Source organism: Frankia sp. AgB1.9 (assembly GCF_016786355.1).
Classification (GTDB): Bacteria; Actinomycetota; Actinomycetes; order Frankiales; family Frankiaceae; genus Pseudofrankia.
Window position 1 is genome coordinate 1 of the sequence record NZ_JADWYX010000095.1, and the last position, 24,205, is coordinate 24,205.

Below are 24,205 nucleotides of genomic sequence, written 5' to 3' on the forward strand. Positions count from 1 at the left end.
CCGGCTAGCCGGCGCGGCGCACCGGCCGCGTCGGCTGCCGGGCGCGGTCCAGAGTCACGCCGGCCAAGGCGGCCCGCTCGGGCGGAACAGCGGAACAGCGGAACGGAGGACGGCAGTGGATGAGCTGGGTTCGACGGCGCTGCGGTCGTCTCCGGTGGCGCTGCGCGGCAAGATCGGCCAGCTGCGGGACCGGGCCTCCGGGCGGCACTCGCCGCTGCGCCGGCTCGACTGGCTGCTGCTGGGCGCCGTGCTGGTGCTCGCCGTCATCGGCGCGCTGCTGGTCTGGTCGGCGACCAGTGAGCGGCTCACCGTCGCGGGCGGCGACCCGAGGTCGTTCCTCAAGCGCGACCTGCTGAACCTGGCGCTCGGCCTGGTGCTCGCCACCGGCGCGATGCTGCTCGACTACCGGCTGCTGCGGGCCTACGCCCCGTTCGTCTACCTGGGGTCGCTGGTCGGGCTGATCGCCGTCCTCGTCGTCGGCAGCACGATCAACGGTGCCCACTCCTGGATCGTGCTGCCCGGCGGGTTCGAGCTCCAGCCGTCCGAGTTCGCCAAGGTCGCGCTGATCGTCGGCATCGCGATGATCCTCGGTGAGAAGCGCGACAGCCGGGACGGGGTGCGCGCCGCCCGCCCGGGCGACATCGACGTCCTGGTCGTGCTCGGCCTCGCGCTGGTCCCGGTCGGCCTGATCATGCTCCAGCCCGACTTCGGCACCGTGATGGTGCTGGTGTTCGTGATCCTCGGGATGCTCGCCGTCGCCGGGGCGCCCCGGCGGTGGGTGCTGGGGTTGTTCGTGGGCGGGGTGCTGCTCGGCGCGGCGATCATCGGCTTCCACCTGCTCAAGCCGTACCAGGAGGCGCGGCTGACGTCCTTCGTGTCCGCGAACGCGGCGACGAACTCGACCACCGGGTACAACGTCGACCAGGCCAAGACCGCGATCGCCAACGGCGGTTTCTTCGGCCGGGGCCTCTTCCATGGCCAGCAGACCCAGGGCCAGTTCGTCCCCGAGCAGCAGACCGACTTCGTCTTCACCGTCGCGGGCGAGGAGCTCGGCTTCGTCGGGGCCGGCGGGGTGCTGCTGGCGTTGGGCGTGGTGCTGTGGCGGGCGCTGTCGATCGCCAGGGACTCCGATGACACGTTCGGTGCCCTGATCGGCACCGGGGTCGTGTGCTGGTTCTCCTTCCAGACCTTCATCAACGTCGGGATGACGTTGGGGATCATGCCCGTGACCGGTCTGCCGCTGCCGTTCGTCTCCTACGGCGGTTCGTCGATGTTCGCCCAGATGATGGCCATAGGCCTGCTCCAGAACGTCCGGCTTCGCTCGCGTACCGACCCCTATGCCCTGTGAGCGCGGCGATCGTGGGGAACCGGCGGCCCGGCTAAGCTGGGACGCATGTCTGGACAGTCGCTGTTCCCGCGTCTGGAGCCGCTGCTGCCCAGGGTGCGCAAGCCCGTGCAGTATGTCGGCGGCGAGGGCAACTCCACGGTCAAGCCCTGGGAGCCGGCCGCCGTCCGCTGGGCGCTGATGTACCCGGACGCCTACGAGGTCGGTCTGCCCAACCAGGGCATCCAGATCCTGTACGAGATCCTCAACGAGCAGCCGGACGTGCTGGCCGAGCGGACCTACGCCGTGCAGCCCGACCTGGAAGCGTTGCTTCGCGAGCACGCGGTCCCGCAGTTCACCGTGGACGCCCACCGCGCGGTCGGGGACTTCGACATTCTCGGCGTCAGCTTCAGCACCGAGCTCGGCTACACCAACCTGCTCACGGCCCTCGACCTCGCAGGCATCCCGCTGCTGGCCGCCGACCGGACCGACGAGCACCCGTTGGTGATCGCCGGTGGGCACGCCGCCTTCAACCCCGAACCGATCTCGGACTTCCTCGACGCGGCCGTGCTCGGCGACGGCGAGCAGGCGGCCCTCGACATCACCGACGTGGTCCGCGCGTTCAAGGCCGCGGGCTCGCCCGGCGGGCGCCGCGAGCTGCTGACCAGGCTGGCCCGGCGCCGGCTGGTCTACGTCCCGGCGTTCTTCGACGTCAGCTACGGCGCCGACGGCGCGATCAGCGCGGTCACCGCGAACCGGGACGACGTGCCCGCCCGCCCGGCCAAGCACACGCTCGGCGATCTGGACTCCTGGCCGTACCCGAAGGCCCCGCTCGTGCCGCTCGCGGAGACCGTGCACGAGCGGATGAGCGTCGAGATCTTCCGGGGCTGCACCAGGGGCTGCCGGTTCTGCCAGGCCGGAATGATCACCAGGCCGGTGCGGGAGCGTTCCCTCGACACCATCGGCGCGATGATCGACACCGGGCTGACCGCGTCGGGCTTCTCCGAGGTCGGGTTGCTGTCGCTGTCCAGCGCCGACCACAGCGAGATCGGCGAGCTCGCCAAGCAGCTCGCCGACCGCTACGAGGGCACCCAGACCTCGCTGTCGCTGCCGTCCACCCGAGTCGACGCCTTCAACGTCACCCTGGCCAACGAGTTCTCCCGCAACGGCCGACGCAGTGGCCTGACCTTCGCGCCGGAGGGCGGGTCGGAGCGTCTTCGCAAGGTCATCAACAAGATGGTCAGCGAGGAGGACCTGATCCGCACCGTCAGCACCGCGTACGCGCAGGGCTGGCGGCAGGTGAAGCTCTACTTCATGTGCGGGCTGCCGACCGAGACCGACGAGGACATCCTCGGCATCGCGGATCTCGCCCGCGAGGTCATCCGCGCCGGCCGCAAGGCGAGTGGCCACCGCGACATTCGTTGCACGGTGTCGATCGGCGGGTTCGTCCCCAAGTCGCACACCCCGTTCCAGTGGGCCGGGCAGGCCTCGTGGGAGGTCACCGACCAGCGGCTCAAGCTGCTGCGGGACACCGTCCGCGCCGACCGGGAGATCGCCCGCGCCGTCGGGTTCCGCTACCACGACGGCCGGCCGGGGATCATCGAGGGCCTGCTGGCCCGTGGTGACCGCCGGGTCGGCCGAGTGATCGAGCGGGTCTGGCGCGAGGGCGGCCGGTTCGACGGCTGGAGCGAGCACTTCTCGTTCGAACGCTGGGAGGCGGCCGCCGCGGCCGAGCTCGAACCGCTCGGTGTCTCGCTGGACTGGTTCACCACGCGTGAGCGCACGGAGCGGGAGGTGCTCCCGTGGGACCACCTGGACTCCGGGCTGGACCGCGACTGGCTCTGGTCGGACTGGCAGGACGCCCTGCGCGAGTCCGAGCTCGACGACTGCCGCTGGACCCCCTGCTACGACTGCGGGGTCTGCCCGACGATGGGTTCCCAGATCGAGATCGGCCCCACCCAGCGCAAGCTGCTGCCGATCAGCCCGGTTCCCCCGCTGCCGGAGAGGAAGGTCGAGGCCGGTGCCGGCTCGGCGTCCTGAGGGCCCGCCACCGCCCCCGGCGGTGGTCCGGCTACGACTGCGGTTCACCAAGGTTGGCCGGGCCCGGTTCCTCTCCCAGCTGGACATCGCCAGGACCTTCGAGCGCGGGCTGCGCCGGGCTCGGGTCCCGATGGCCTACTCGGCCGGCTTCTCCCCACACCCAAAGGTGTCGTGGTGCGGTGGCACCCAGACCGGGATCGCGAGCGAGGCCGAGTACGTCGAGCTCGCGCTGACCGCGGACGTCGACCTGGAGGCCCTGCGGGCCGCCCTCGACGCGGCGCTGCCGCCCGGCCTGGACGTGACGGGCTGCGCCGTCGCCGCAGGTGGGCCGCTCGCCAGCCGGATCGAGGCGTCCCGGTGGCGGATCCGCTTCCCGGACGTGCCCGTGGCCGACCTCACGGCCGCCGTGACCGCGCTGCTGGCGCGCGAACGGGTCGAGGTCGAGCGCACGACGAAGGACGGCCGGCGGACCATCGACGTGCGTGGGGCGGTGATCTGCGCCGTTTGCCGTGCGGAGAGCCACGACTGTGCGATACTGGAGATGGTTGTGCGGCACACGACGCCCGCTGTACGACCAGACGACGTGTTGACCGCCCTCGGCGTGGTCGCCGTTCCACCGCTGACGTTTCCGGTCCCACCGGAGCCAACCAGGCTCGAGCAGGGACTGATCCGGGCGGACGGAACGCTGGCCGACCCGCTGCTGGCGGCCCTTGCTGAAAGCTGACCTCCGGTCAGCCTCGGCGGGCCGTGATGTCTGCCTGGGGGGACGAGAACCTCTGGGCCCCCCGAAGGGGGCGCGGACTACAGCGATCAGGGCCGGTTGTCGCGTCGACTCACGGCTTGATGCAGGGCGTCGCAGGATTACGGCGGGCTTACCCGCCGGACGAGACAGCGGCTTCTGTGCGGTCGCGACTGCCCAACTGGCGGCGCGCCCGGGAGCCCGGAGGCTTTATATCCCGTGCCCGACGACACTTTGACTCCCGGCGACGACAACCTGACAGCGGCCGCGGCGGAGGAATCCACCGCGGCGCCTCGGCGCCGCCGCGCGGCTGGCCGACCGGCCGGCCCGCCGGCTGAGCTGTCCCTTGACGTCGCGACCATCGCCGTCCCAGCCGTGACCGACGAGGCGGACGAGGATCCGGTGACCGCCACGGCGGCGCCGGAGCCGGCCCCCGCCGAGACCGCATCCACTGAGACCGCATCCACCGAGACCTCTTCCACCCAGGATGGGTCCCCCGAGACCGCGTCCGACGAGGACGCCACCGGTCAGGGCGAGCTGGATCAGCCCGCGAGCCCGGCCGCGACCGAGTCCGACCAGCCGGCGGCGCCGGTCGCGGGCGGGCCGGACGAAACCGCCCCGGCCGCCGAGCCGGCGCGCAGGCCCCGCACCCGTCGCGCCGTTCGCGCGGTTCTCACGCCGGACGTCCCGGTGGAGCCGGCCGCCGCGCAGCCGGTCGACGCCGCCGAGCCCTCGGCCGTTCAGCCGAGCGCGACTGACTCGACCGACGTGACTGACTCGACCGACGTGACTGGCGAGCCGGCCGAGCCGGTGGCGCCGCCCGCTCGGCGGCGTGCGCGCGCCGGCCGTCGCGTCGCGTCGGCCCCTCCGGAAACGCCCGAGACTCCGACTGCCGCGGAGCCCCAGGAGGCCGCCGCCGAGTTGGCCGCCGCGACCGAGACCGCTGTCGCTCCCGACACAGCTGAGGCGCAGCCGGTGGCCGACGCCGAGAGCGCGCCGCGGGCAGAGGCCGAGCCGGCCGCCGCCCCGCGGGCGCGACGCAGGCGGGCCCGTGCCACCGAGCCGGCCGCCGTGGCCGAGTCAGCCGAGTCAGTCGAGGCCGGCGCGGACGCTGGCTCCGCCGAGCCCGTGGCTCAGGCCGCCGAACCAACCGCCGAGCCCGTCGCCGACGCCGCCACGGAGAAGCCCGCCCGGCGGTCGCGGTCCGTGGCTCCGCAGTGGAGCGCGCAGGCGCAGCCGTTCCTGACCGGGTTCGACGCCGAGCCGGCCGCCCCCCGGGTGACCCGCCGGCCGATCACTGCCGTGACGTTCCAGGCCCCCGACCTGGATGCCCGCGAGCCGGCCGCCCCGCGTGGTCGTGACCGCGAGGCGGAACGGCGTCCCGCCCGGCCCGTCCGGGAGGCCGAGGTCGAGGAGACCGAGGAGCCGACCGCGGTCGTCCCCGTGGACGAGGAGACCAGCCAGGCCGAGGAGCCCGAGGCGGTCGACGCCGCCGACGCGTCGCTGGACGACGCGGATCTGGCCGGCACCAGGCGCCGGCGCCGCGGCCGCCGCGGCCGAGGCCGGGCGCGCGGCGAGGACGAGCTCGACGCCGCCGAGGGTGAGGACACCCCCGAGGCCGCCTCCGCCGACACCGACGACGCCCGCCCCCAGACCGACGAAGAGGGCGACGAGCCGCTCGCGCTGGACACGGACGACGAGGACGAGGACGAGGACGATCGTGCGGGCTCGCGCCGCCGTCGCCGTCGCCGCAGGCGGGCCACGACGGGCGAGGACGCCTCCGGGGCGCCGGACGACCCGCCGAACACCGTCGTGCACGTCCGCGAGACGCGGCGCGACGACGACCTGGTCCGCGGCGTCAGCGGCTCGACCCGGTTGGAGGCCAAGCGCCAGCGTCGCCGGGAGGGCCGGGACAGCGGCCGGCGCCGCCCGCCGATCGTCACCGAGGCGGAGTTCCTGGCCCGCCGCGAGTCGGTCGAGCGCCGGATGCTGGTCCGTCACGCGGGTGACCGCACCCAGATCGCGGTCCTTGAGGACGGCGTGCTCGTCGAGCACTTCGTCACCCGGGCCAGCTCCGCCTCCTACGCGGGCAACGTCTACCTCGGCCGGGTCCAGAACGTGCTGGCCAGCATGGAGGCGGCGTTCGTCGACGTCGGCAAGGGCCGCAACGCGGTCCTCTACGCCGGCGAGGTCAACTACGACGCCTCCGGCCTGGAGGGCAGGCCCCGCAAGATCGAGCAGGTGCTCAAGCCCGGCCAGTCCGTGCTCGTCCAGGTCTCCAAGGACCCGATCGGCCACAAGGGCGCCCGGCTGACCAGCCAGATCAGCCTGCCGGGCCGCTACCTCGTCTACGTGCCGGACGGCCAGAACGCCGGGATCAGCCGCAAGCTGCCGGACGTCGAGCGCTCCCGGCTCAAGAGCATCCTGAAGAAGATCACCCCCGAGGACGGCGGCGTGATCGTGCGGACCGCCGCCGAGGGCGCGAGCGAGCAGGAGCTCGAGCGCGACATCGAACGCCTGGCCGCGCAGTGGGAGGACATCTCCCGAAAGGCGCAGAAGGCGTCCGCGCCGGCGCTGCTCTACGGCGAGCCGGACCTCGTCGTCCGGGTGATCCGGGACATCTTCAACGAGGACTTCACCGAGCTGCTGGTGCAGGGCTCGGGCGAGGCCGAGACGATCGAGAGCTACGTCGACCTGGTCGCTCCGGACCTGCGCGACCGGGTCCGCCGGCACGTCGGGACGACCGACCTGTTCACCGAGTACCGCGTCGACGAACAGCTCGCCAAGGCGCTTGACCGCAAGGTCTGGCTGCCCTCGGGTGGCTCGCTGGTGATCGACCGGACCGAGGCCATGACGGTCGTCGACGTCAACACCGGCAAGTTCACCGGCAAGGGCGGCAACCTCGAGGAGACCGTCACCAAGAACAACCTCGAGGCGGCCGAGGAGATCGTCCGTCAGCTGCGGCTGCGCGACATCGGCGGCATCATCGTCATCGACTTCATCGACATGGTCCTGGAGAGCAACCGGGAGCTGGTGCTGCGCCGGCTCACCGAGTGCCTCGGCCGGGACAGGACCCGCCACCAGGTCGCCGAGGTGACCAGCCTCGGGCTCGTCCAGATGACCCGCAAGCGGGTCGGCCAGGGCCTGCTGGAGGCCTACAGCGAGCCGTGCGCGCACTGCAACGGGCGCGGGGTGCTCATCCACCTGGACGGCCACCACGCCCAGGCGCCTGTCCCGCCGGTCCCGGCACCCCCGCTGCGGCGGGCCGGCCGGCGCGGCGCGGCCGGCGCCGCGTCGACGGCGGAGCTGGACGAGTCGGTCCTCGGCGAGCCCGACGGCGTCGACGAGCGGACCGCGAGCCTCGGGTCCGAGGACGAGGCCGCCGGTGACCGTGACGGCGGGCGCGCTGCCGCGGAGGCCGGCGAGGCCGGGACGGCGCGGGAGGGCCGGCGTACCCGCCGGGCCCGCCGGGCTGCCACGAGCCCCGTCATCGCCGTCGCGGAAGCAGTCAGCGTCGAGGCGGCCGGGTCGGACGGCGCGTCAGCGCCGGCCGGGGCGCCAGGCGCCGAGTCCCATGCCACGGGCTGGCCGGGCGGCATCGCCGGGGCTGGTCAGCACGAGGCGGCCAGCGGGGAGCCCGCTGGTGTCGGCTGGCCGGTCGCCAACGGGTCGGTCGCGTCGGCGGAGAGTGACCACAAGGCGGGCGCGAACGGCGCGAGCGCCGACGACGCGGGGCCGACCGTGTTCGCGAACTCCGCCGACCCGGACAGCGCCGCGGTCGGCTCGGAGTCTGGCGGTGGCCGTGGCCGCCGGCCGCGCCGAGCCTCGCGCCCGGTCGCGAAGCCGGCCGAGTCGGTCGAGGCAAGCGCCTCCGCCGAGTAACCATCCCGCGAGGCCCCGCGCCAAGAAGCGGCGGCCCGCGAAGCACCGATGCCTTGCCCGAGCCGGGGCCAGCCGAGTCAAGCTGGCCCCGGCTCGGCCTTTCGGTCGGCTCGTGCCGAGCCGAGACAGGTTGGCCCGGCTCGGCTTTGGCGGTCGCCCACGCTGAGCCGGGTCAGGCTGGTCCCGGCTCGGCTTTTCGGTCGGCTCGTGCTGAGCCGGGTCAGGCTGGTCCCGGCTCCGCCTTTCGGTCGGGCCCACGCCCGACCCGACCGGCAGCCGTCGATCGCCGTCTTGGCCCTCGCGTCGTCGTGACCAAGGTCTTCCCAAGCCCCACGCCCCACGCAACGACGAGTACGTCCTGGTCACACAGGGTGAGTCGTATCGTGCCGCGACTCCGCTTGGCCGCTGATTCCCCTGCGCAACCGACGATCACCGACCCGGCGGACGGCCGCCCTAATCCATGATCGCTAAATGGGTAGGGGAAATTGTCGTCACGCGCCCTGTTTGTCGCATTTATCTCTGCGCAGTTGGCGATCACGCCCGGAGACCGGGCCTGAACCGGTCGAAGATCGCTTGATGGTCGGCGATTCGGTCGTTCGAAGGCTTCGGGGGCGCGGGCCGGCCGCCCGGCAGGGTGTGGGGCAGCAGTTCTGGCGATGCTGCGGCGTTTGGCTGGTGCCGGGCTGCCATGGTCAGTCCGCCGAGGCCGAAAGATCGCCGTCTTCGCCCTCGGCTGGGCGCGGTCCGGGGGAACGGACAGTCGGGAGACGGCCAAGGCGGCGATCATGGCCTGGCTCGGCTTGCCGGGACTGGTATTCGCCGGGACTGGTGGCTGGGTCTCAGGCGACGTGGCGCCCGACCCGCGGGCCCGGCGCGGTCGCCGGGCGTTCGCGGCGCAGCGGTCCGCGCCGGCCCAGATGTAGAAGCCGGCTGGCCGCTGGGGTGGCTCCGGGGGCTGGTTGCGTGGCCTCGGCCCTGGGCGAAGGTCGCCCGGCGGTGTCGCGGCGGGACAGGGCGCCGTGGCCGGCCTCGGCGAGCATCCGGTCGAGGATCGCGCGGGACTGGTGCAGCGCGCCGTCCACCGCTGCCCTGGCCCGGTCCTGGTCGCCGAGCTGGAGCGCGTAGGTGGCGACGACGAGCGTCTGCACCAGGTCGTCCTGGTCGCCGAGGTGAGCCGCGGCGTCGCCCTGCCTGGTCGCGCTTATCGTGGCCGAGAGTCGGGCCGCGATCACCGGGCCGTGCAGAGTCAGCCAGCAGGCCAGCGGAACCGCCAGAAGAGCGACCAGCGCGACCGTGCCGGCGACCCAGGCCACCGTCTCCCACGCGGCCTCGGTCATCGCCCTGCCGCCGTGACCTCGTCCGCCGTGCTCAGGTTCGCCGTGTCCAGGTTCGCCGTGTCCAGATTCGCCGTGCTCAGGTCCGCCGTGCTCAGGTCCGCCGTGCTCAGGTCCGCCCTGCTCATGTCCGTCCTCCCCGGCCCGTCGGACACCTCCGTCGTAGTCTCCATGGTTCCCCGGCGGGTAGATCATGGCCATGACACGTCTGGATCACCCGGTTGTGATCCGCCGCTAGGCCTGGAGTCACCCGCCTGGGCCCGTTCATGTACCCATCTGGACTGGCTATCGACGCAAAGTAACCAGGAGAGTGGACGGCTTCGGTGACGTGTGGAGTTCCGTCAGCGAGGGGATGCGACTCGGCCCGGAAGGTCGACGCCGGCGGGCGTCGATCGAGCGGTGGCGGTGCGCACCAACGGTCCAGGGACCTGTAAGGTGGAGCGACACGGGGTAGGTTTGGTGCCCACTCCGAACGGGCGTGTGCCCGCTCCAACATGTCGTCGGATGACCAGCGTGTTGTCGGATGACCAGCATGACGTCAGGTTTCAGGTGCCGTCAGGTTGAGGTGCCGACCGGTCGAGGCGTTACCGACCGACCGGACGTCTGGAGCGAGGCCGCCGCGCACGGGTCGTGGGGCGCCCTGAGGAGATCAGCTCGCGCGACGGTCGGTCGATGTGGCGCGCGGGCCACAGGAGCAGGGAGAACTGGTGTACGCGGTCGTTGCCAGCGGTGGCAAGCAGCACAGGATCGCCGTCGGCGATGTGGTCGATGTCGAGCTTCTGCCGGGTGAGCCGGGCGCGGCCGTGAACCTGAAGCCGGTGCTTCTGGTCGACGGAGAGTCGGTCACCACCGACCTGGCCGCGCTGGCGGCCGCCGAGGTGACCGCCGAGGTCGTCGGCATCGTCAAGGGTCCGAAGATCCGGATCCACAAGTTCAAGAACAAGACCGGCTACCACAAGCGGCAGGGTCACCGTCAGAAGTTCACCCGGTTGAAGGTCACCGGCATCGAGACCAAGAAGGCCTGAGCGAGATGGCGCACAAGAAGGGCGCGAGCTCCTCGCGCAACGGTCGTGACTCCAACGCCCAGCGACTGGGCGTCAAGCGGTTCGGTGGCCAGTACGTCAAGGCGGGCGAGATTCTGGTCCGCCAGCGTGGCACCCACTTCCACCCGGGTGCCCTGGTCGGGCGTGGCAAGGACGACACGCTGTTCGCCCTGGCCGAGGGCCACGTCCAGTTCGGCAACCGCGGTGGTCGCCGGGTGATCAACGTGCTCGCGCTCGAGCCCGCGGCCTAGCTTTTCGTTTGGCGCCGAAGCCGCGCTGGGCACGGGGACCGTTGCCTGGCGCGGCTTCAGTCATGTCCGCGTTCCCGCGCGCGGGAACGCGGACGCAACCGTAGTACCGGCCGCAGGGCTGGCAGACCAGGAGAGGCAAGGCAGTGCCGACGTTCGTCGACCGGGTGGTTCTGCACGCCGCCGCCGGTGACGGCGGGCACGGGTGCGCGTCCATCCACCGGGAGAAGTTCAAGCCGCTGGGCGGCCCTGACGGTGGCAACGGCGGCCGGGGTGGCGACATCCGCCTCGTCGTCGATCCGGGTGTGACCACCCTGCTGGACTTCCACTTCCACCCACACCGGCGGGCCACCAGCGGCCGGCCGGGCCAGGGCTCCAACAAGAGCGGCGCCGACGGCGAGGACATGGTCCTCCCGGTGCCGGACGGCACGGTCGTGCTCACGCCGGACGGCGAAGAGATCATCGACCTGGTCGGGCTGGGCAGCACGTTCGTGCTCGCGCAGGGGGGCCGCGGCGGCCGGGGCAATGCGTCGCTCGCGTCGTCCCGGCGCAAGGCGCCCGGGTTCGCCGAGCTGGGCGAGCCGGGGGACAGCCTCGAAGCGGTCCTGGAGCTCAAGTCGGTCGCCGACGTCGCGCTGGTCGGTTACCCGAGCGCCGGCAAGTCGTCGCTGGTCTCGGTGCTGTCCGCGGCCAAGCCCAAGATCGCCGAATACCCGTTCACCACGCTGGTGCCGAACCTGGGCGTGGCTCAGGCCGGCGACCTGCCGCCCTACACCGTCGCCGACGTGCCCGGCCTCATCCCGGGCGCGAGCCAGGGCCGCGGACTGGGGCTGGAGTTCCTCCGCCACATCGAGCGCTGCTCGGTGATCGTCCACGTGCTCGACTGCGCGACCCTGGAACCGGGCCGGGACCCGCTCTCCGACCTGGACACCATCGAGCACGAGCTGGCGGAGTACTCGGCCGACCTCGCCGGCCGGCCGCGTCTCGTCGTCCTCAACAAGATCGACGTGCCGGACGCTCGTGAGCTCGCCGAGATGGTCACCGCCGATCTGCGGTCCAGGGGTCTTGAGGTCTTCTCGATCAGCTCGGCCACCCGGGAGGGCGTGCGGCAGCTGTCGCTGTACCTCGCCGGGATGGTCGCCGAGCACCGGCGGTCGACGCCGGTCCAGGCGGCGACCCGGATCGTGCTGCGCCCGAAGGCCGTCAACGAGGTCGAGTTCGCGGTCCGTGAACTCGACGGCGGTTACGTTGTCACCGGCGCGAAGCCGTTGCGCTGGGTGCGCCAGACCGACTTCACCAACGACGAGGCGATCGGCTTCCTCGCCGACCGGCTAGCCCGGCTCGGCGTCGAGGCGGAGCTAGCGAAGCTCGGCGCCGAGGCGGGCGCCGAGGTCACGATCGGTGACGTCACCTTCGACTGGGAACCGACACTGTCCGGCCGCGGCGCCCTGGCCCAGTACGCGACCAACCGCGCCGAGGCCGAGACCGCCGGGGTCGCCACCGTCGGTGGCAGCGGCGCCCGGCGCGCCACCGAGCCCGTCATGGGCCCGCGCGGCACCGACGACCGGCTGCGTACCTCCGTCCGGCTGACCCGCGCCGAGCGGATGGCCCGGCAAGCCGGCGTAGTCGTCGACGAGGACGAGGCGGATGCCGCGTTCGCGTCCGCCGCCGCCGAGGCCTTCGTCGACGAGGACGGTGTCGTCACCCGCCCCGCCCCGCGTGACACCGGCTGGGACGACACCGTCTGGAACGACGACGAGGACGACGACGAGGACTGGGACGACGACGCCACGGGCGACGACGGCCCGACGGTGGTCTGGGTCGGCGACGCCGGCCAGGAGACGCCCGGCGCTCCCGTCGTAGCCGCCCGGAACGAGGACGAGGACGAGAGCTGACGTGCGTTCGTTCGTCCAGAACGCGCAGCGGGTCGTCGTCAAGGTCGGATCGTCGTCGCTGACCAGCGCCGCCGGAGGGCTGGACGCCGAGCGGCTCGGTGCGCTGGTCCGAGCCGTCCGCCCGCTGGCCGGCGGTCGGCTGGTGCTGGTGTCCTCCGGCGCGATCGCCGCCGGTCTCGCCCCGTTGGGCCTGTCGCGGCGGCCGCGTGACCTCGCGACCCTGCAGGCGGCCGCGAGTGTCGGGCAGAGCGCGCTGGTGCACCAGTACGCGGAGGCCTTCGGCCAGTCAGGCCACCAGGTCGGCCAGGTGCTGCTGACCGCGACCGACGTCGTCCGCCGCGCCCATTACCGCAATGCCCGCACCGCGCTCGACCGGCTGCTGGAGCTCGGCATCGTCCCGATCATCAACGAGAACGACGCGGTCGCCACCCAGGAGATCCGGTTCGGCGACAACGACCGGCTCGCGGCGATCGTCGCCCATCTGGTCTCCGCGGACCTGCTGGTGCTGCTGTCCGACGTGGACGGCGTCTACGACGCGAACCCCCGGCTCGGGCCGGCGAACCTGCTGCGTGAGATCCGGTCGGACGCCGATCTCGACGGCCTGTCCGTCAAGGGGACCGGCGCGGCCGGCGTCGGCACCGGCGGGATGGCGACGAAGATCGATGCCGCCCGGATGGCGGCGTCCGGCGGGGTCACCACCATCGTCACGTCGACGGCCAAGGCGGCCGAGGCGCTGACCGGCGCCGAGGTCGGCACGGTCTTCTACCCGACCGGCCCGCGCCGCGCCGCCCGGCTGCTCTGGCTGGCGCACGCCACCGCGCCGATGGGCCGGCTGCACCTGGACGCCGGCGCGGTCGCCGCGGTCGTGGGGCGCAGCGCGTCCCTGCTGCCCGCCGGCGTGACCTCGGTGGACGGTGACTTCTCCGCCGGGGACCCGGTCGAGCTGGTCGACCCCTCCGGGCGGGCCGTCGCCCGCGGGCTGGTCGCCTTCGACGCGGACGAGCTGCCCGGCATGCTCGGCCGCGGCACCGCCGAGCTCGCGGCCGACCTCGGCCCCGGTTACGACCGCGAGGTCGTCCACCGCGACGACCTCGTCCTCCTGCTGCCCTCCCGCTGAGAGCGGCGGCCAGGACGGGACGAACGGCGCCCGACCCCGTCAGGCCGTGGTCTCGACGGTGCTTCCGCTGGGGCCCTTGCGGACCTGGATCTGCGTCGGGATGCGCAGGCGCAGGTCGGCGACGTGGCTGACGACGCCGACGAGACGGCCGCCGGCGCGCAGCTCGTCGAGCACGTTCATGACCTCGTCCAGGCTGTCCGGGTCGAGCGTGCCGAAGCCCTCGTCGACGAACAACGCGTCGATCGCGTGGCCGCCGGACTCGGCGCTCACGACGTCGGCGAGGCCGAGGGCGAGCGACAGCGCGGCCTGGAACGTCTCGCCGCCGGACAGGGTCGCGGTCGGGCGGGACCGGCCCGTCCAGGCATCCAGCACGAGCAGCCCGAGGCCGGCCTTGCGGCGCCGGTCGCGGCGTTCGCCGGTGTCGTGGACGAGGGTGTAACGCCCCCCGCTCATCGCGGCCAGCCGGCGGCTCGCCGCGTGCGCGACCTCCTCCAGCCGGGCCGCCAGCACGTAGCTCGACAGTGGCATCCCGTGCTGGTTGGCCGGTGCCCGGCCGATCGCGAGGTCGGCCAGCTGGCGCAGCTGTGCCGCCGCCGCCCGGCGTGGGGCGAGCGCCGCGTACGCGCCGGTGTACTCGTCCACCAGAGCCTCGAGCCGGCGGGCGCGCTGCGCGGTGGTCGCTGCCGTCGCCCAGGCCTCCTCGTGTGCCGCCTTGGCGGCCGCGGCCGCGTGCTCGTGCTCGTCGAGGCGGCCCGACGGGTCGGCGGCGGCCGCCGCCAGCTCGGGGGCCGCCAGCCGGGACTGGGCCTGGACCCGCTCGTCGCGGTGCGCCTGGATGCGCGTCTGCGCGTCGGCCAGCCAGTCCGGTTCGCGAACCGCGGCGAGCGCCGCGCCCGGATCGGTGAACCCCGCCTCCGTCGCCGCGTCGGTCGCGTCCGCCTCGGCCCGGCGGAGCTCGTCACCCGCCTGGGCCGCGACCCGCACGGCCTGCTGGGCGTGCGTACAGGCCCGGGCGAAGCGCGCGACCGCGTCGACCCGGTGCGCCAGCAGGGCCGGGTCACGCAACGCGGACGGCACCGTCGCCAGCGCCCGAGCGGCCCGGTCCCGCGCCGCCGCGGCCCGCAGCCCGGCCGCGCGTTCGTCGGCGCGGTGGGTGGCGAGATCCGCGTGCGCCCCGGTCTGTGACTCGACGAGTGCGGCGAGGCCGGCCTCCGCGCCCGCAAGGTCGGCGGCGCTCGACGCGGCCTGGGCCGCCGCCGCGGCGAAAGCCCGCGCGACCGCGTCGATCTCGGTGGCGGTCCGGTCCGGGCCCGCCGCGCCGAGATCGTCGTCGGCGGCGAGCAACACTGCCTCGTCGAGCAACGTGCCGCGCAGGTCGGCCAGCATCCCGGCGACCGTCACCGCGGCGTCCTCGCCGGAGCTGTCCGCGCCGGCTACCGCCCCGTCGGACTCGCCCGCGCCCGGGTGCGGGCCGTCGACGAGCGCGGCGGGGGAGCGCAGCAGGGCCGCCAGTAGCGTCCTGACCTGGCCCGTCAACCCGGCGACCCGGTCTCGCGCCTTGCCGGCGGCCGCCTCGCGCCGGGTGGCCTCCGCGTCGGCGTCCCGCTCGGCGTCCTTGCTGACGTGGTCGGCGCGGACCTCGGCCGGGTCGGGATGGTCGAGAGCGCCGCAGACGGGGCACGGGGTGTCGTCCGCCAGCGCGGCGGCAAGCTCTGCGGTGATTGCGTCGAAGCGCTGCTGGCGCAGCTGCACCGCGCGAGCCTTGGCCCGGGTGGCGCTCGCGGCCGCCTCGGCCGACTCGGCGAGTGCACGCCCGCGCTCGCGCACGGCGTCCGCCAGGTCGGCCAGCTGGTCGGACCGCTCGGTCAGCGCCGGGGCGAGGCGCCCGGCCCGGCGGGCGGCGTCGGCCTGTTCCTGGGCCGCGTGGCGCAGCGCCGGCAGCGTGGTGGTGATCTCGGCTTCTCGGACGGCGGCGGCCTGGGCGTGCTCCAGCGCCTCGCGGTCGGCCAGGTCGGCCTGCGCCGCGTCGTCGTGGGCGGCGACGAGGACGAGCGCGAGCGGCTCCAGGCGGCCCGACTCGGCGTGCGCGTCCGCGGCGAGCGCCGCCAGCTCGTCGGCCGTGGCGTCGGCCGGCACCCGCGGTGGGTCGCCCGCGCCAGGTAGGGCCGCCGCGGCGACCGCGGCTCGGGCCTCGGCCTGCGCGGTCTCGGCCCCGGCGGCCTGGGCGGCCCTGCGCTGGGTCTCGGCGATGGCGCGGCTGACGGCGCCGGCCCGGGTCGCGGCGGCCAGTTCGGCGGCGAGCTCCTCGACCCGGGGCACCTGCTCGTCCAGCTCCGCGAGGCGGCCGAGCAGCTCGGCGCGTTCCTTGGCCCGGAGGACGGCCTCGCGGGTCGTGGCGAGCGCGCGTTCGGCCAGGTCTCGAACCTGCTGCGTCTCGTCTCGGCGGCGCTCGGCCGCCTCGGCGGCCTCGGCGGCGCCGCCGGCGAGCGCGCGGGCCCAGTCCGGACCGGGTGGCTCGTCGGTGGCCGCGGCGTCCTCGGGCACGGCGGCCTCGGCGTCGCCGGCGTCCGATGGGCCCGCCGCCTCGGTGACCTTGGCGTGGACCCGGTCGAGGTCCTGGCGGGCGAGCCCGTGGTCGTCGGCGGCGCGCTTGGCCCGGTCGGCGAGCCACTGCTCGACCCGTTCGAACCGGCCGACGCTGAACAGCTGCTTGAGCAGCGCCTCGCGGGCGTCGTTGTCGGCGTGCAGGAAGTCGGCGAACCGGCCCTGGGGGAGCATCACCACCTGGAAGAACTGCTCCGGCCTCATGCCGAGGTGCCCGTTGACCTCGTGGCCGACGTCCTCGTTGCGGGTCGCCTCGGGCGCCCAGCCCGTGCCGGTCCACCGCTCCAGCAGCGCGGTCGGGTGCTGGCGCTGGGTGCCGTCGCCGCGTCGCCTCGGCCGGTCCCAGCCGGGCGTACGGGTGACGCGGAAGCGCCCGGCCGGCACCGAGTACTCCAGCCGCACCCGAGGGGCGACGTCCGGCGCCGCGTGATGGGAGCGCAGGTCGCGTACGCCACGCAGGCCGGGGACGGTGCCGTAGAGCGCGAACCCGACGGCGTCGAGCAGCGTCGTCTTGCCGCCGCCGGTCTCGCCGCACAGCAGCACCAGCCCGCCCGCGCCCAGCCGGTCGAGGTCCAGCTCGACCTCGCCGGGGAAGGCGCCGAACGCGACGAGCTCCAGCCGGTGCGGGCGCATCAGGCCTCCCCGCGGGCGTCGGGCCAGGAGGCCGTGAGCCGGGCGGCAGTCAGCGCGTCGGCCAGCAGCGACCGTTCGTCCTCGTCCGCCGGCGTGCCCCGCGCGAAGTCGACGAAGTCGGCGGCCACGTCAAGGTCGTCGCGGCCACGGGTGCGCTGGGTGAACGTCCGGTCGTCGGGGGCCGGCGCGTGCTCGGGCTCGTGGCGCAGTACCAGGGTGTGCGGGAACCGGGCGCGCAGCCGGCTCATGGCGTCGACGGGGCGGGCGTCGTCGGTCAGCACCGCGGCCACCAGGTCCTCGGTGTGCTCGCCGTACTCCAGCCGGGTGAGCAGCTGCTCCAGCGGGCCACGCAGGATCGTCATCCGCCGGTGGACCGGCACCGGGATCGGTTCGACGCGGGCGAGCCCGGCCGGGCCGAGCTCGACGAGCAGCGACGCCTTCGCGTCCTGCGTCTCGGAGAAGGAGTAGGCCAGCGGCGAGCCGCTGTAGCGCAGGTCGGCTCGGCCGAGGACCCGCTGGGGCCGGTGCAGATGGCCGAGCGCCGCGTAGGTGATCCCGTCGAACAGGGCCGCGGGCACGTGCGCGGCGCCGCCGACGCTGATGTCGCGCTCGCTGTCGCTGCCGGCAGCCCCGGTGACCCAGGCGTGCGCGACGACGACCGACCGCGCGCCGGGGTGGTCGGCCAGGTCGGCCCGGACGGCGGCCATCGCCCGGCGCATCGTCCCGGCGTGCGAGAGCGCCGCCGCCCGGCGGGCCCGGCGACGGCCGTCGTGGAACGCGGGTGGGCGGGGCGCGGCGGGCACCAGGCTCGGGGCGAGCTCGTCCTCGTCGAACAGCGAGACCATGCCCGGGAAGGGCGGCTCGACCGGCCCCTCGGCCAGGGCCGGGGACGGCGGCCCGGCCGCGGGGTCGACGGGGTCGCCAGGGCCGGTCCGGGCCGGCCCCCCGGAGCCCAGGTCCGCTGCCGAGTCGTCGGGGGTGTCGGTTTCCAGCTCGTCGGCGGGGTCGTCCACCACGGGAAGCACCTCGGCGACGGCGGCCGGCTCCAGGTAGGGGACCGGGTAGACGCGGACCGGGCCGAACCGGTCCTCGACGACGACGGCGGACGCCAGCCGGGCCGGGTCGGTGCGGATGGCGACGCGGGGGTCGAGCAGCCCGGCCTTGTCTCCGAGGCGCGCCGCGGCGTCGTGGTTGCCGCTGATGACCACCACCCGGGCTCCGGTGTCACGCAGCCGGGACAGCGCCTCGTCGAACAGCCGCAGCGCGCCCACCGGCGGGATCGCCCGGTCGTGCACGTCGCCCGCGACCACGACCAGGTCGACCCGCTCGGTACGGGTCACCTGGACGAGGTGGTCGACGTACGCGGCCTGCGCGGTGGCGAGGTCGAAGCCGTGCAGGCGACGCCCGAGATGCCAGTCGGACGTGTGCAGGACGAGCATGCGCGCCTCTCCCCTGTCGAGCCTCGTTCGGGCGTCCCGCTCCGGTCACGTCGCTACGCCGCGCTGCGCCCATGATCATAAGGCCGGGGCCGCGGCGACCCGCGGCGCGTGGCACCACCGGGTGGGCGCGCCGGGCGGCCCGCGGTGGTCGCCGGGCGAGTTCCGCCCGCGCGGCTGCCCCTCCGGATACGCGGGTGTGCGTACCCGGAGTGTCGCCCGTGGGCGGACGACGCGGGCCTGGGGGTCGAGCATGCTCGCCCCATGACCCGTTCCGGGCGGCGTGGGCCGGTCGCGGCCCGGAGCGACGCGCCCGGACCGAGCCCGGGCGCCATTCATGTGGCCTATCTCACTTTCGGTGGTCGGACGGTCAGATTGGCCGGCGCGCGGCGGTCAGACCTGCGAAGTCGTTCGCCAGGCCGGCCAACGTTCGAGCGCTGGTGCGACCGATGTCTGAGTAAAGACTTGTTGAGTGAGTAAGACAATGAGATAGTGACCGAACCGGAGGAGGGGCGGCGTCCACCGCCCAGTCAGCCGAAAACCTGATGGCGCCAGAGCGCGACGGCGCCATCATCGAAGACGCGGAGCTGGCCACCGAACGCGTCACACCCGGCCAGTACGGTCCGTGCCAACCAGCGGCGCCGCCCCGGGTGGCCTGCCGCCCGCCCGCGGGCGCCGCGTCATCCAGATCAGCACCTGCCCCCGACGGGCCACTGGCCGGACCGTGCCCGTCGTCGCCGAGCCGAGACCGAAAGCCGACCGGGAGAGACACGATGACCAGTGACCTGGCCGCGGAGGAACGCTCCGGGACCACGCCACCGCCCCCGCCCGCCGGACCCAGCTCCGGACGCCGCCGGCCGTGGTTCGTCTATGCCTTCGGGCTTGCCGCGCTCGTCGTCTTTCTGATCGGCGGCGGCGGCTTTCAGTTCCAGGGGAAGCTCAGCCAGGTCCAGAAGAACGACAACGCGTCGTACCTGCCTGGCTCGGCCGAGTCGACGAAGGTCGACAAGGAGTCGCAGAAGTTCCAGAACATCGCGACGATCCCCGGCTTCATCATCTATCAGCGGTCCGGTGGCCTGACCGGCGCGGACAAGGCGAAGATCGCCGCTGACCGGGTCAAGTTCGGCAAGGTCCAGGGGGTGGCGGCCGACCAGATCGGGCAGCCGCAGTTCTCCAAGAACGACTCGGTGGCCTCGACGTCGGTGCCGCTGATCGGCAAGAACGGCGATACCGAGGTCAACGGTGACGACCTCAGCAAGACCGAGAAAGCGGTCATCGACCTCGCCAAAGCCGACACACCGGCCGGCCTCGTGGTGCACAGCGCCGGCCCGGGCGGTCTGCTGGTCGCCTTCATCGACGCGTTCGGCGGTCTCGACGGCCAGCTGCTGCTCGCCGCCGGACTGGTCGTCATCATCATCCTGCTGGTCGTCTACCGCAGCCCGGTGCTCTGGTTCTTCCCGCTGTTCAGCGCGGCGCTCGCGCTCGGCGCGTCCTCGCTGGTCATCTACCCGCTGGCCAAGCACGGCGCGCTCACGCTCACCGGCCAGAGCCAGGGCATCCTGTCCGTCGTCGTGATCGGCGCGGGCACGGACTACGCGCTCCTGCTGGTCAGTCGATATCGCGAGGAGCTGCACAACCATCGCGGCCGGATCGACGCGATGATGGCCGCCTGGCGCGGGGCCGCGCCGGCGATCGCCGCGTCCGGCCTGACCGTGATTCTCGGCCTGCTCTGCCTCAGCCTCGGCGAGCTGAACTCGAACAAGAGCCTCGGGCCGGTCTGCGCGATCGGTGTCGCCTGCACCGTCGTGATGATGCTGGTCTTCCTGCCGGTGTTCCTCGTCGTCGTCGGCCGCTGGGTGTTCTGGCCACGGATCCCGCGGTTCGACAACCACGCCGACATCGCCACCCACGGCGCCTGGTCACGGTTCGCCACGACGATCGAGAAGCGTTCCCGTCTCGGCTGGATCGGCACCGCGGTGCTGCTGCTGATCTGCGTCGCGTTCCTGCCGACCCTGAAGACCGGCGGCCTGTCGACGCTGGACACCTTCACCACCCAGCCGGACGCGATCGTCGGCCAGAAGATCTACGACGCCAACTTCGACGCCGGAGCGGGCGCACCGGCCGTGATCACCGCGAAGGCCGACAAGGCCGACGCCGTGATCGCCGCGGTCTCGAAGATCCCGGGTGTCGACACCAGGCCGGGTTCGGTGTGCGTCGAGGCCGACTACGCCAAGATCGGTGAGCTGATCCGGTCCGGGGCAGTCACCCCGGCCCAGCTCGCGTCCAGCGCGAGCTGCGCGCCAGCCGCCCTCCAGGTCAAGCCGTCGGCCGACGGCCGGATCGTGATCGACGCGGCGATCATCTACCGGTACGACACCAAGCAGGCCGAGACCACCGTCCTGAACATCCGGACGGCGGCGCACGCGATCCCGGGCGCGGAGGCCCTGGTCGGCGGCTCGACGGCCGTCAACCATGACGTCAACGCGGCCTCCCGCCATGACCGCGACCTGGTGATCCCGATCGTGCTGCTGGTGATCCTGATCGTCCTCGCGCTGCTGCTGCGGGCGCTCGTCGCGCCGCTCCTGCTGATCGTCACGGTGGTGCTGTCGTTCGCGGCGGCGCTCGGCGTCTCGGCGATCGTGTTCAACCACGTGCTCGACTTCGCCAACGCGGATCCGGCCTATCCACTGTTCTCGTTCGTGTTCCTGGTGGCACTGGGCATCGACTACAACATCTTCCTGATGACCCGGGTGCGGGAGGAGACGCTGACCCACGGCACCAGGGCCGGCATCACCCGCGGCCTGTCCGTCACCGGTGGTGTGATCACCTCGGCGGGCGTCGTGCTGGCCGCGACGTTCGCGGTGCTGGCGGTGCTGCCGCTGGTCACCCTCGCCGAGATCGGCTTCACGGTCGCCTTCGGGGTCCTGCTGGACACGATCATCGTCCGGTCGATCCTGGTCCCGTCGCTGTCGCACGAGATCGGCAAGCGGATCTGGTGGCCGTCGAAGCTCGCCAGAGCCGCCGACTGACGGTGCCCGCGGGCGGCTGACGGCCGTCCGCACACGACGGAGAAGGGGCCCGGGGGAGCCGCCCCCCCCGCCCGCGCCCGCCCCCCCCCCCGCCCCCCCCCCCCCCCCCCCCCCGCCCCCCCCCCCCCCCCCCCCCCCCCCCCCCTGCCCCGTCTGGCCCGGCGCGGGAGAATCAAGGCAGGTAGCCTCGTTGGATGGCGCGCGGCGCCGGCCCCGAGCCGGGTTGCCCTGTTCGCCGCCGAGAAGGGAACGGGCCATGCAGGTCTCCGCGGACGACGTCCGAGCGAGCGCGGTACGCGCGAAGCAGGCCGCGGCGGTCCTCGCCCCACTGACACGAGCCGCCAAGGACGCCGCCCTGCTCGGCATGGCCGACGCGCTGCTGGCCCGCGCCGACGAACTGATCCGCGCCAACGCCGAGGACGTCGCCGCGGCGCAGGCGGCCGGCACCTCTCCCGCGCTGGTCGACCGGCTCACCCTCACCGAGGCCCGGCTGACCGCGATGGCCGACGGCCTGCGCCAGGTCGCAGGGCTCGAGGACCCGGTGGGCGAGGTCCTGCGGGGCCGGGTGCTGCCCAACGGCATCGAGCTGCGCCAGGTCCGCGTCCCGCTCGGCGTGGTCGGGATCATCTACGAGGCCCGGCCGAACGTCACGGTCGACGCGGCCGGGCTGTGCCTGAAGAGCGGCAACGCGGCGCTGCTGCGCGGCAGTGCCTCGGCCCAGCGGTCCAACGTCGCGCTCGTCGGCGTGCTGCGCGACGCCGCGGTCGCCTCGGGCCTGCCGGCCGACGCCGTGCAGCTCGTCCCCGGGGTCGACCACGAGTCGGTCAAGCACCTCATGCGCCTGCGCGGGCTCGTCGACGTGCTGATCCCGCGCGGCGGTGCCGGGCTGATCCGGGCCGTCGTCGAGGAGTCGACGGTGCCGGTGATCGAGACCGGGATCGGTATCTGCCACGTCTACGTGGACAAGGACGCCGATCTCGACATGGCGGTGAAGATCGCGGTGAACTCCAAGATCCAGCGGGTCTCGGTCTGCAACTCCGCCGAGACTCTGCTCGTGCACACCGACGTCGCCGCGGAGTTCCTGCCGAGGGTGCTCGGAGCGCTCACCGCGGCGGGCGTCACGATCCACGGCGACGACGCGGTTCGTGCCGCGGACCCGACCGCGTTGGCGGCCACGGAGGACGACTGGGCGGCCGAGTACCTCTCGCTCGACCTCGCCGTGAAGGTCGTTCCCTCGCTCGACGCGGCCGTCGAGCACATCCGGCGCTACGGCAGCGGGCACACCGAGTCGATCGTCACCGGTTCGCTCGCCGCCTCCCGGCGGTTCATCGCCACCTGCGACAGCGCCGCGATCATGGTGAACGTCTCGACCCGGTTCACCGACGGCGAGCGGTTCGGCATGGGCGCCGAGATCGGCATCTCCACCCAGAAGCTGCACGCGCGCGGCCCGATGGGTCTGCCCGAGCTGACGTCGACCACCTGGATCGGCATCGGCGACGGTCACCTCGTCTGACCGGTAGCGCGTCTGACCGGTTCGGCGTCTGACCGGTTCGGCGTCTGACCGGTTCGGCGTCTGACCGGTTCAGGGTCCGGCCGGTTCAGGGTCCGGCCGGTTCAGGGTCCGGCCGGTTCAGGGTCCGGCCGGTTCAGGTCTGGCCGGTTCCGCGGCTCGGTGAGGCCGACCCTGGGCCGGTTCGCGGTCGTGAACCAGCCGAGAACCGGCCCCGGGTCCGCGGCCGGTCAGCCGAGCCGGCGGCGGGTCTCGACGAGCACCGCGCGAAAGCCTCCACCGCCAGCCCGGGCGGAGGCGTGCACGAGATGGTCTTTCACCAACTCGCCGAAAGAGACCGGATGGCGGGCGACCATGACGACGGCCTTGCCGGCCGCGGCGGGAATGTCCTGACGGGTCTTCGCCGCCAACATCAGCTCCTGCCCCGCCGCCTTGAGGCCCAGCACCGCCCGCCAGAACGCCAGCCCGGATCGGCGGGCCCGCTCCAGCTCAATGCTGCTCTGCGTGTGGACGCGCTCGCGGCGCAGCACGAACGTGATGCCGTCGAGCATCTTCTGGGCGTCGCTCGATGTGTTTCCGCCGTGCATCCGGTACTCCGCGTAGCACTCCTCGGTGTCCAGAACCGGGTACTGCCGCGCGAGCCGAAGGTATAGCTCGTAGTCGTCGGCGCCCTTCAACCTGCGGTCCTCCGACCAGCCGCCGGCCGTCGTCAGCAGGGAACGGCGGAACAGCACGGTCGACGGCGGAACGATCCAGGACTGATAGAGCAGCTCCCGATAGTGATCCCGTCGTACCGCCGGCCGTAGGTCCGCAGCGCCGGACTCCCACGTCGCACCGTCAGCCCTGATCATGCGGTTGCGCCCGGAGACGAACGCGGCGCCCGGGTCCGTGTCCAGGAGTTTCGCCGCGTGGGCCAGCGCGCCGGGCACCAGACGGTCGTCCTGATCGAGGAACACGACGTAGTCGGTGTCCGCCCGCCGCAGGCCCGCATTCCGCGCCGCTCCGACGCCCTGGTTCTGCTGCTTGATCACTTCGACCGTGGGGAACTGGGCCAGGACCGCGTCCGGGTCGTCGGTGGATCCGTCGTCCACCACGATCACCTGCGCCGGTGGTGGTTCCTGTGCCAACGCGCTGGTCAACGCCTCACCGAGAAGTGCCGCTCCGTTGTAGATCGGCACAATGACGGTGATCGGCAGTGGTTCTGCCGGCATTCCAGCCTCCTTCTCCGAGGTACAGGGGAAGAGTATTCCGTATTTCGGCTTCATTCACGTAGGAGGCTCCAGGAGTCACGTTTCATCATTTACTTCTGTGTGGAAGATAAGGCCGACATTAACGTGAGTGTTAGGCGGTTCTCGAGACCGCTTCGCTCAC

At 73.2% G+C, this 24,205-nt stretch carries 15 protein-coding genes; 10 read left to right on the top strand and 5 right to left on the bottom strand.

Annotated features, from left to right (window positions below):
• Positions 1-115: 115 nt before the first annotated feature.
• From rodA to I6A60_RS29645, 4 genes are all read left to right on the top strand, one after another.
• Positions 116-1,348 carry a rod shape-determining protein RodA gene (rodA, locus tag I6A60_RS29630; RefSeq protein WP_203042707.1) on the top strand — a complete coding sequence of 411 codons (1,233 nt, stop codon included), beginning with the start codon at positions 116-118 and terminating at the stop codon, positions 1,346-1,348.
• Between the two features lie 45 nt (positions 1,349-1,393).
• Entirely contained in the window at positions 1,394-3,364 is a 1,971-nt protein-coding gene (locus I6A60_RS29635) for a TIGR03960 family B12-binding radical SAM protein (protein WP_203024353.1), read from the top strand.
• Positions 3,345-4,088, top strand: a complete 744-nt coding sequence (locus tag I6A60_RS29640) for a TIGR03936 family radical SAM-associated protein (RefSeq protein ID WP_203024352.1) — start codon at positions 3,345-3,347, stop codon at positions 4,086-4,088. The genes I6A60_RS29635 and I6A60_RS29640 overlap by 20 nt, the downstream gene beginning before the upstream one ends.
• Positions 4,089-4,322: 234 nt before the next feature.
• Positions 4,323-7,985 (top strand): Rne/Rng family ribonuclease, encoded by a 3,663-nt coding sequence (locus tag I6A60_RS29645; protein ID WP_203024351.1) that lies wholly within the window; start codon positions 4,323-4,325, stop codon positions 7,983-7,985.
• 839 nt (positions 7,986-8,824) lie between these two features.
• Here the strand turns inward: I6A60_RS29645 and I6A60_RS29650 are convergent.
• Together I6A60_RS29650 and I6A60_RS29655 are read right to left on the bottom strand one after the other, a co-directional pair.
• The gene (locus I6A60_RS29650; protein WP_203023774.1) at positions 8,825-9,322 is read right to left on the bottom strand and encodes a hypothetical protein; all 498 of its coding nucleotides are present in this window, start codon (positions 9,320-9,322) and stop codon (positions 8,825-8,827) included.
• Positions 9,319-9,447 carry a pentapeptide repeat-containing protein gene (locus tag I6A60_RS29655; protein ID WP_203023773.1) on the bottom strand — a complete coding sequence of 43 codons (129 nt, stop codon included), beginning with the start codon at positions 9,445-9,447 and terminating at the stop codon, positions 9,319-9,321. Before I6A60_RS29655 ends, I6A60_RS29650 begins: the two co-directional genes overlap by 4 nt.
• Positions 9,448-10,026: 579 nt before the next feature.
• On the opposite strand from I6A60_RS29655, the gene rplU reads away from it, so the two are divergent.
• From rplU to proB, 4 genes are all read left to right on the top strand, one after another.
• Entirely contained in the window at positions 10,027-10,344 is a 318-nt protein-coding gene (rplU, locus tag I6A60_RS29660; RefSeq protein ID WP_013423135.1) for a 50S ribosomal protein L21, read from the top strand.
• Positions 10,345-10,349: 5 nt separating this feature from the next.
• The gene (gene rpmA / locus I6A60_RS29665) at positions 10,350-10,613 is read left to right on the top strand and encodes a 50S ribosomal protein L27 (protein WP_203023772.1); all 264 of its coding nucleotides are present in this window, start codon (positions 10,350-10,352) and stop codon (positions 10,611-10,613) included.
• A gap of 143 nt (positions 10,614-10,756) precedes the next feature.
• The gene (gene obgE / locus I6A60_RS29670) at positions 10,757-12,505 is read left to right on the top strand and encodes a GTPase ObgE (RefSeq protein ID WP_203023771.1); all 1,749 of its coding nucleotides are present in this window, start codon (positions 10,757-10,759) and stop codon (positions 12,503-12,505) included.
• A gap of 1 nt (position 12,506) precedes the next feature.
• A complete protein-coding gene (gene proB, locus I6A60_RS29675; RefSeq protein WP_203023770.1) occupies positions 12,507-13,622 on the top strand; it encodes a glutamate 5-kinase in 1,116 nt (371 codons plus the stop codon).
• 39 nt (positions 13,623-13,661) lie between these two features.
• Here the strand turns inward: proB and I6A60_RS29680 are convergent, their stop codons facing one another.
• The gene (locus tag I6A60_RS29680) at positions 13,662-16,859 is read right to left on the bottom strand and encodes an AAA family ATPase (protein ID WP_203055751.1); all 3,198 of its coding nucleotides are present in this window, start codon (positions 16,857-16,859) and stop codon (positions 13,662-13,664) included.
• Entirely contained in the window at positions 16,859-18,298 is a 1,440-nt protein-coding gene (locus tag I6A60_RS29685; protein ID WP_203042709.1) for an exonuclease SbcCD subunit D, read from the bottom strand. The genes I6A60_RS29680 and I6A60_RS29685 overlap by 1 nt, the downstream gene beginning before the upstream one ends.
• Positions 18,299-19,068: 770 nt before the next feature.
• Between I6A60_RS29685 and I6A60_RS29690 the strand changes: the two genes are divergently transcribed.
• A complete protein-coding gene (locus I6A60_RS29690; RefSeq protein WP_203011743.1) occupies positions 19,069-21,324 on the top strand; it encodes an MMPL family transporter in 2,256 nt (751 codons plus the stop codon).
• 256 nt (positions 21,325-21,580) lie between these two features.
• Positions 21,581-22,837, top strand: a complete 1,257-nt coding sequence (locus tag I6A60_RS29695; RefSeq protein ID WP_203023592.1) for a glutamate-5-semialdehyde dehydrogenase — start codon at positions 21,581-21,583, stop codon at positions 22,835-22,837.
• A gap of 227 nt (positions 22,838-23,064) precedes the next feature.
• Here the strand turns inward: I6A60_RS29695 and I6A60_RS29700 are convergent, their stop codons facing one another.
• Positions 23,065-24,045, bottom strand: a complete 981-nt coding sequence (locus tag I6A60_RS29700; protein WP_203023593.1) for a glycosyltransferase family A protein — start codon at positions 24,043-24,045, stop codon at positions 23,065-23,067.
• Positions 24,046-24,205: the final 160 nt, after the last annotated feature.

Coding starts and splice junctions, on each gene's coding strand:
- I6A60_RS29655 (WP_203023773.1), bottom strand. CDS start 9,447: ATGAGCAGGGCGGACCTGAGCACGGCGGACCTGAGCACGGCGGACCTG.
- I6A60_RS29680 (WP_203055751.1), bottom strand. CDS start 16,859: ATGCGCCCGCACCGGCTGGAGCTCGTCGCGTTCGGCGCCTTCCCCGGC.
- rpmA (WP_203023772.1), top strand. CDS start 10,350: ATGGCGCACAAGAAGGGCGCGAGCTCCTCGCGCAACGGTCGTGACTCC.
- I6A60_RS29700 (WP_203023593.1), bottom strand. CDS start 24,045: ATGCCGGCAGAACCACTGCCGATCACCGTCATTGTGCCGATCTACAAC.
- I6A60_RS29685 (WP_203042709.1), bottom strand. CDS start 18,298: ATGCTCGTCCTGCACACGTCCGACTGGCATCTCGGGCGTCGCCTGCAC.
- I6A60_RS29695 (WP_203023592.1), top strand. CDS start 21,581: ATGCAGGTCTCCGCGGACGACGTCCGAGCGAGCGCGGTACGCGCGAAG.
- I6A60_RS29690 (WP_203011743.1), top strand. CDS start 19,069: ATGACCAGTGACCTGGCCGCGGAGGAACGCTCCGGGACCACGCCACCG.
- I6A60_RS29635 (WP_203024353.1), top strand. CDS start 1,394: ATGTCTGGACAGTCGCTGTTCCCGCGTCTGGAGCCGCTGCTGCCCAGG.
- I6A60_RS29650 (WP_203023774.1), bottom strand. CDS start 9,322: ATGACCGAGGCCGCGTGGGAGACGGTGGCCTGGGTCGCCGGCACGGTC.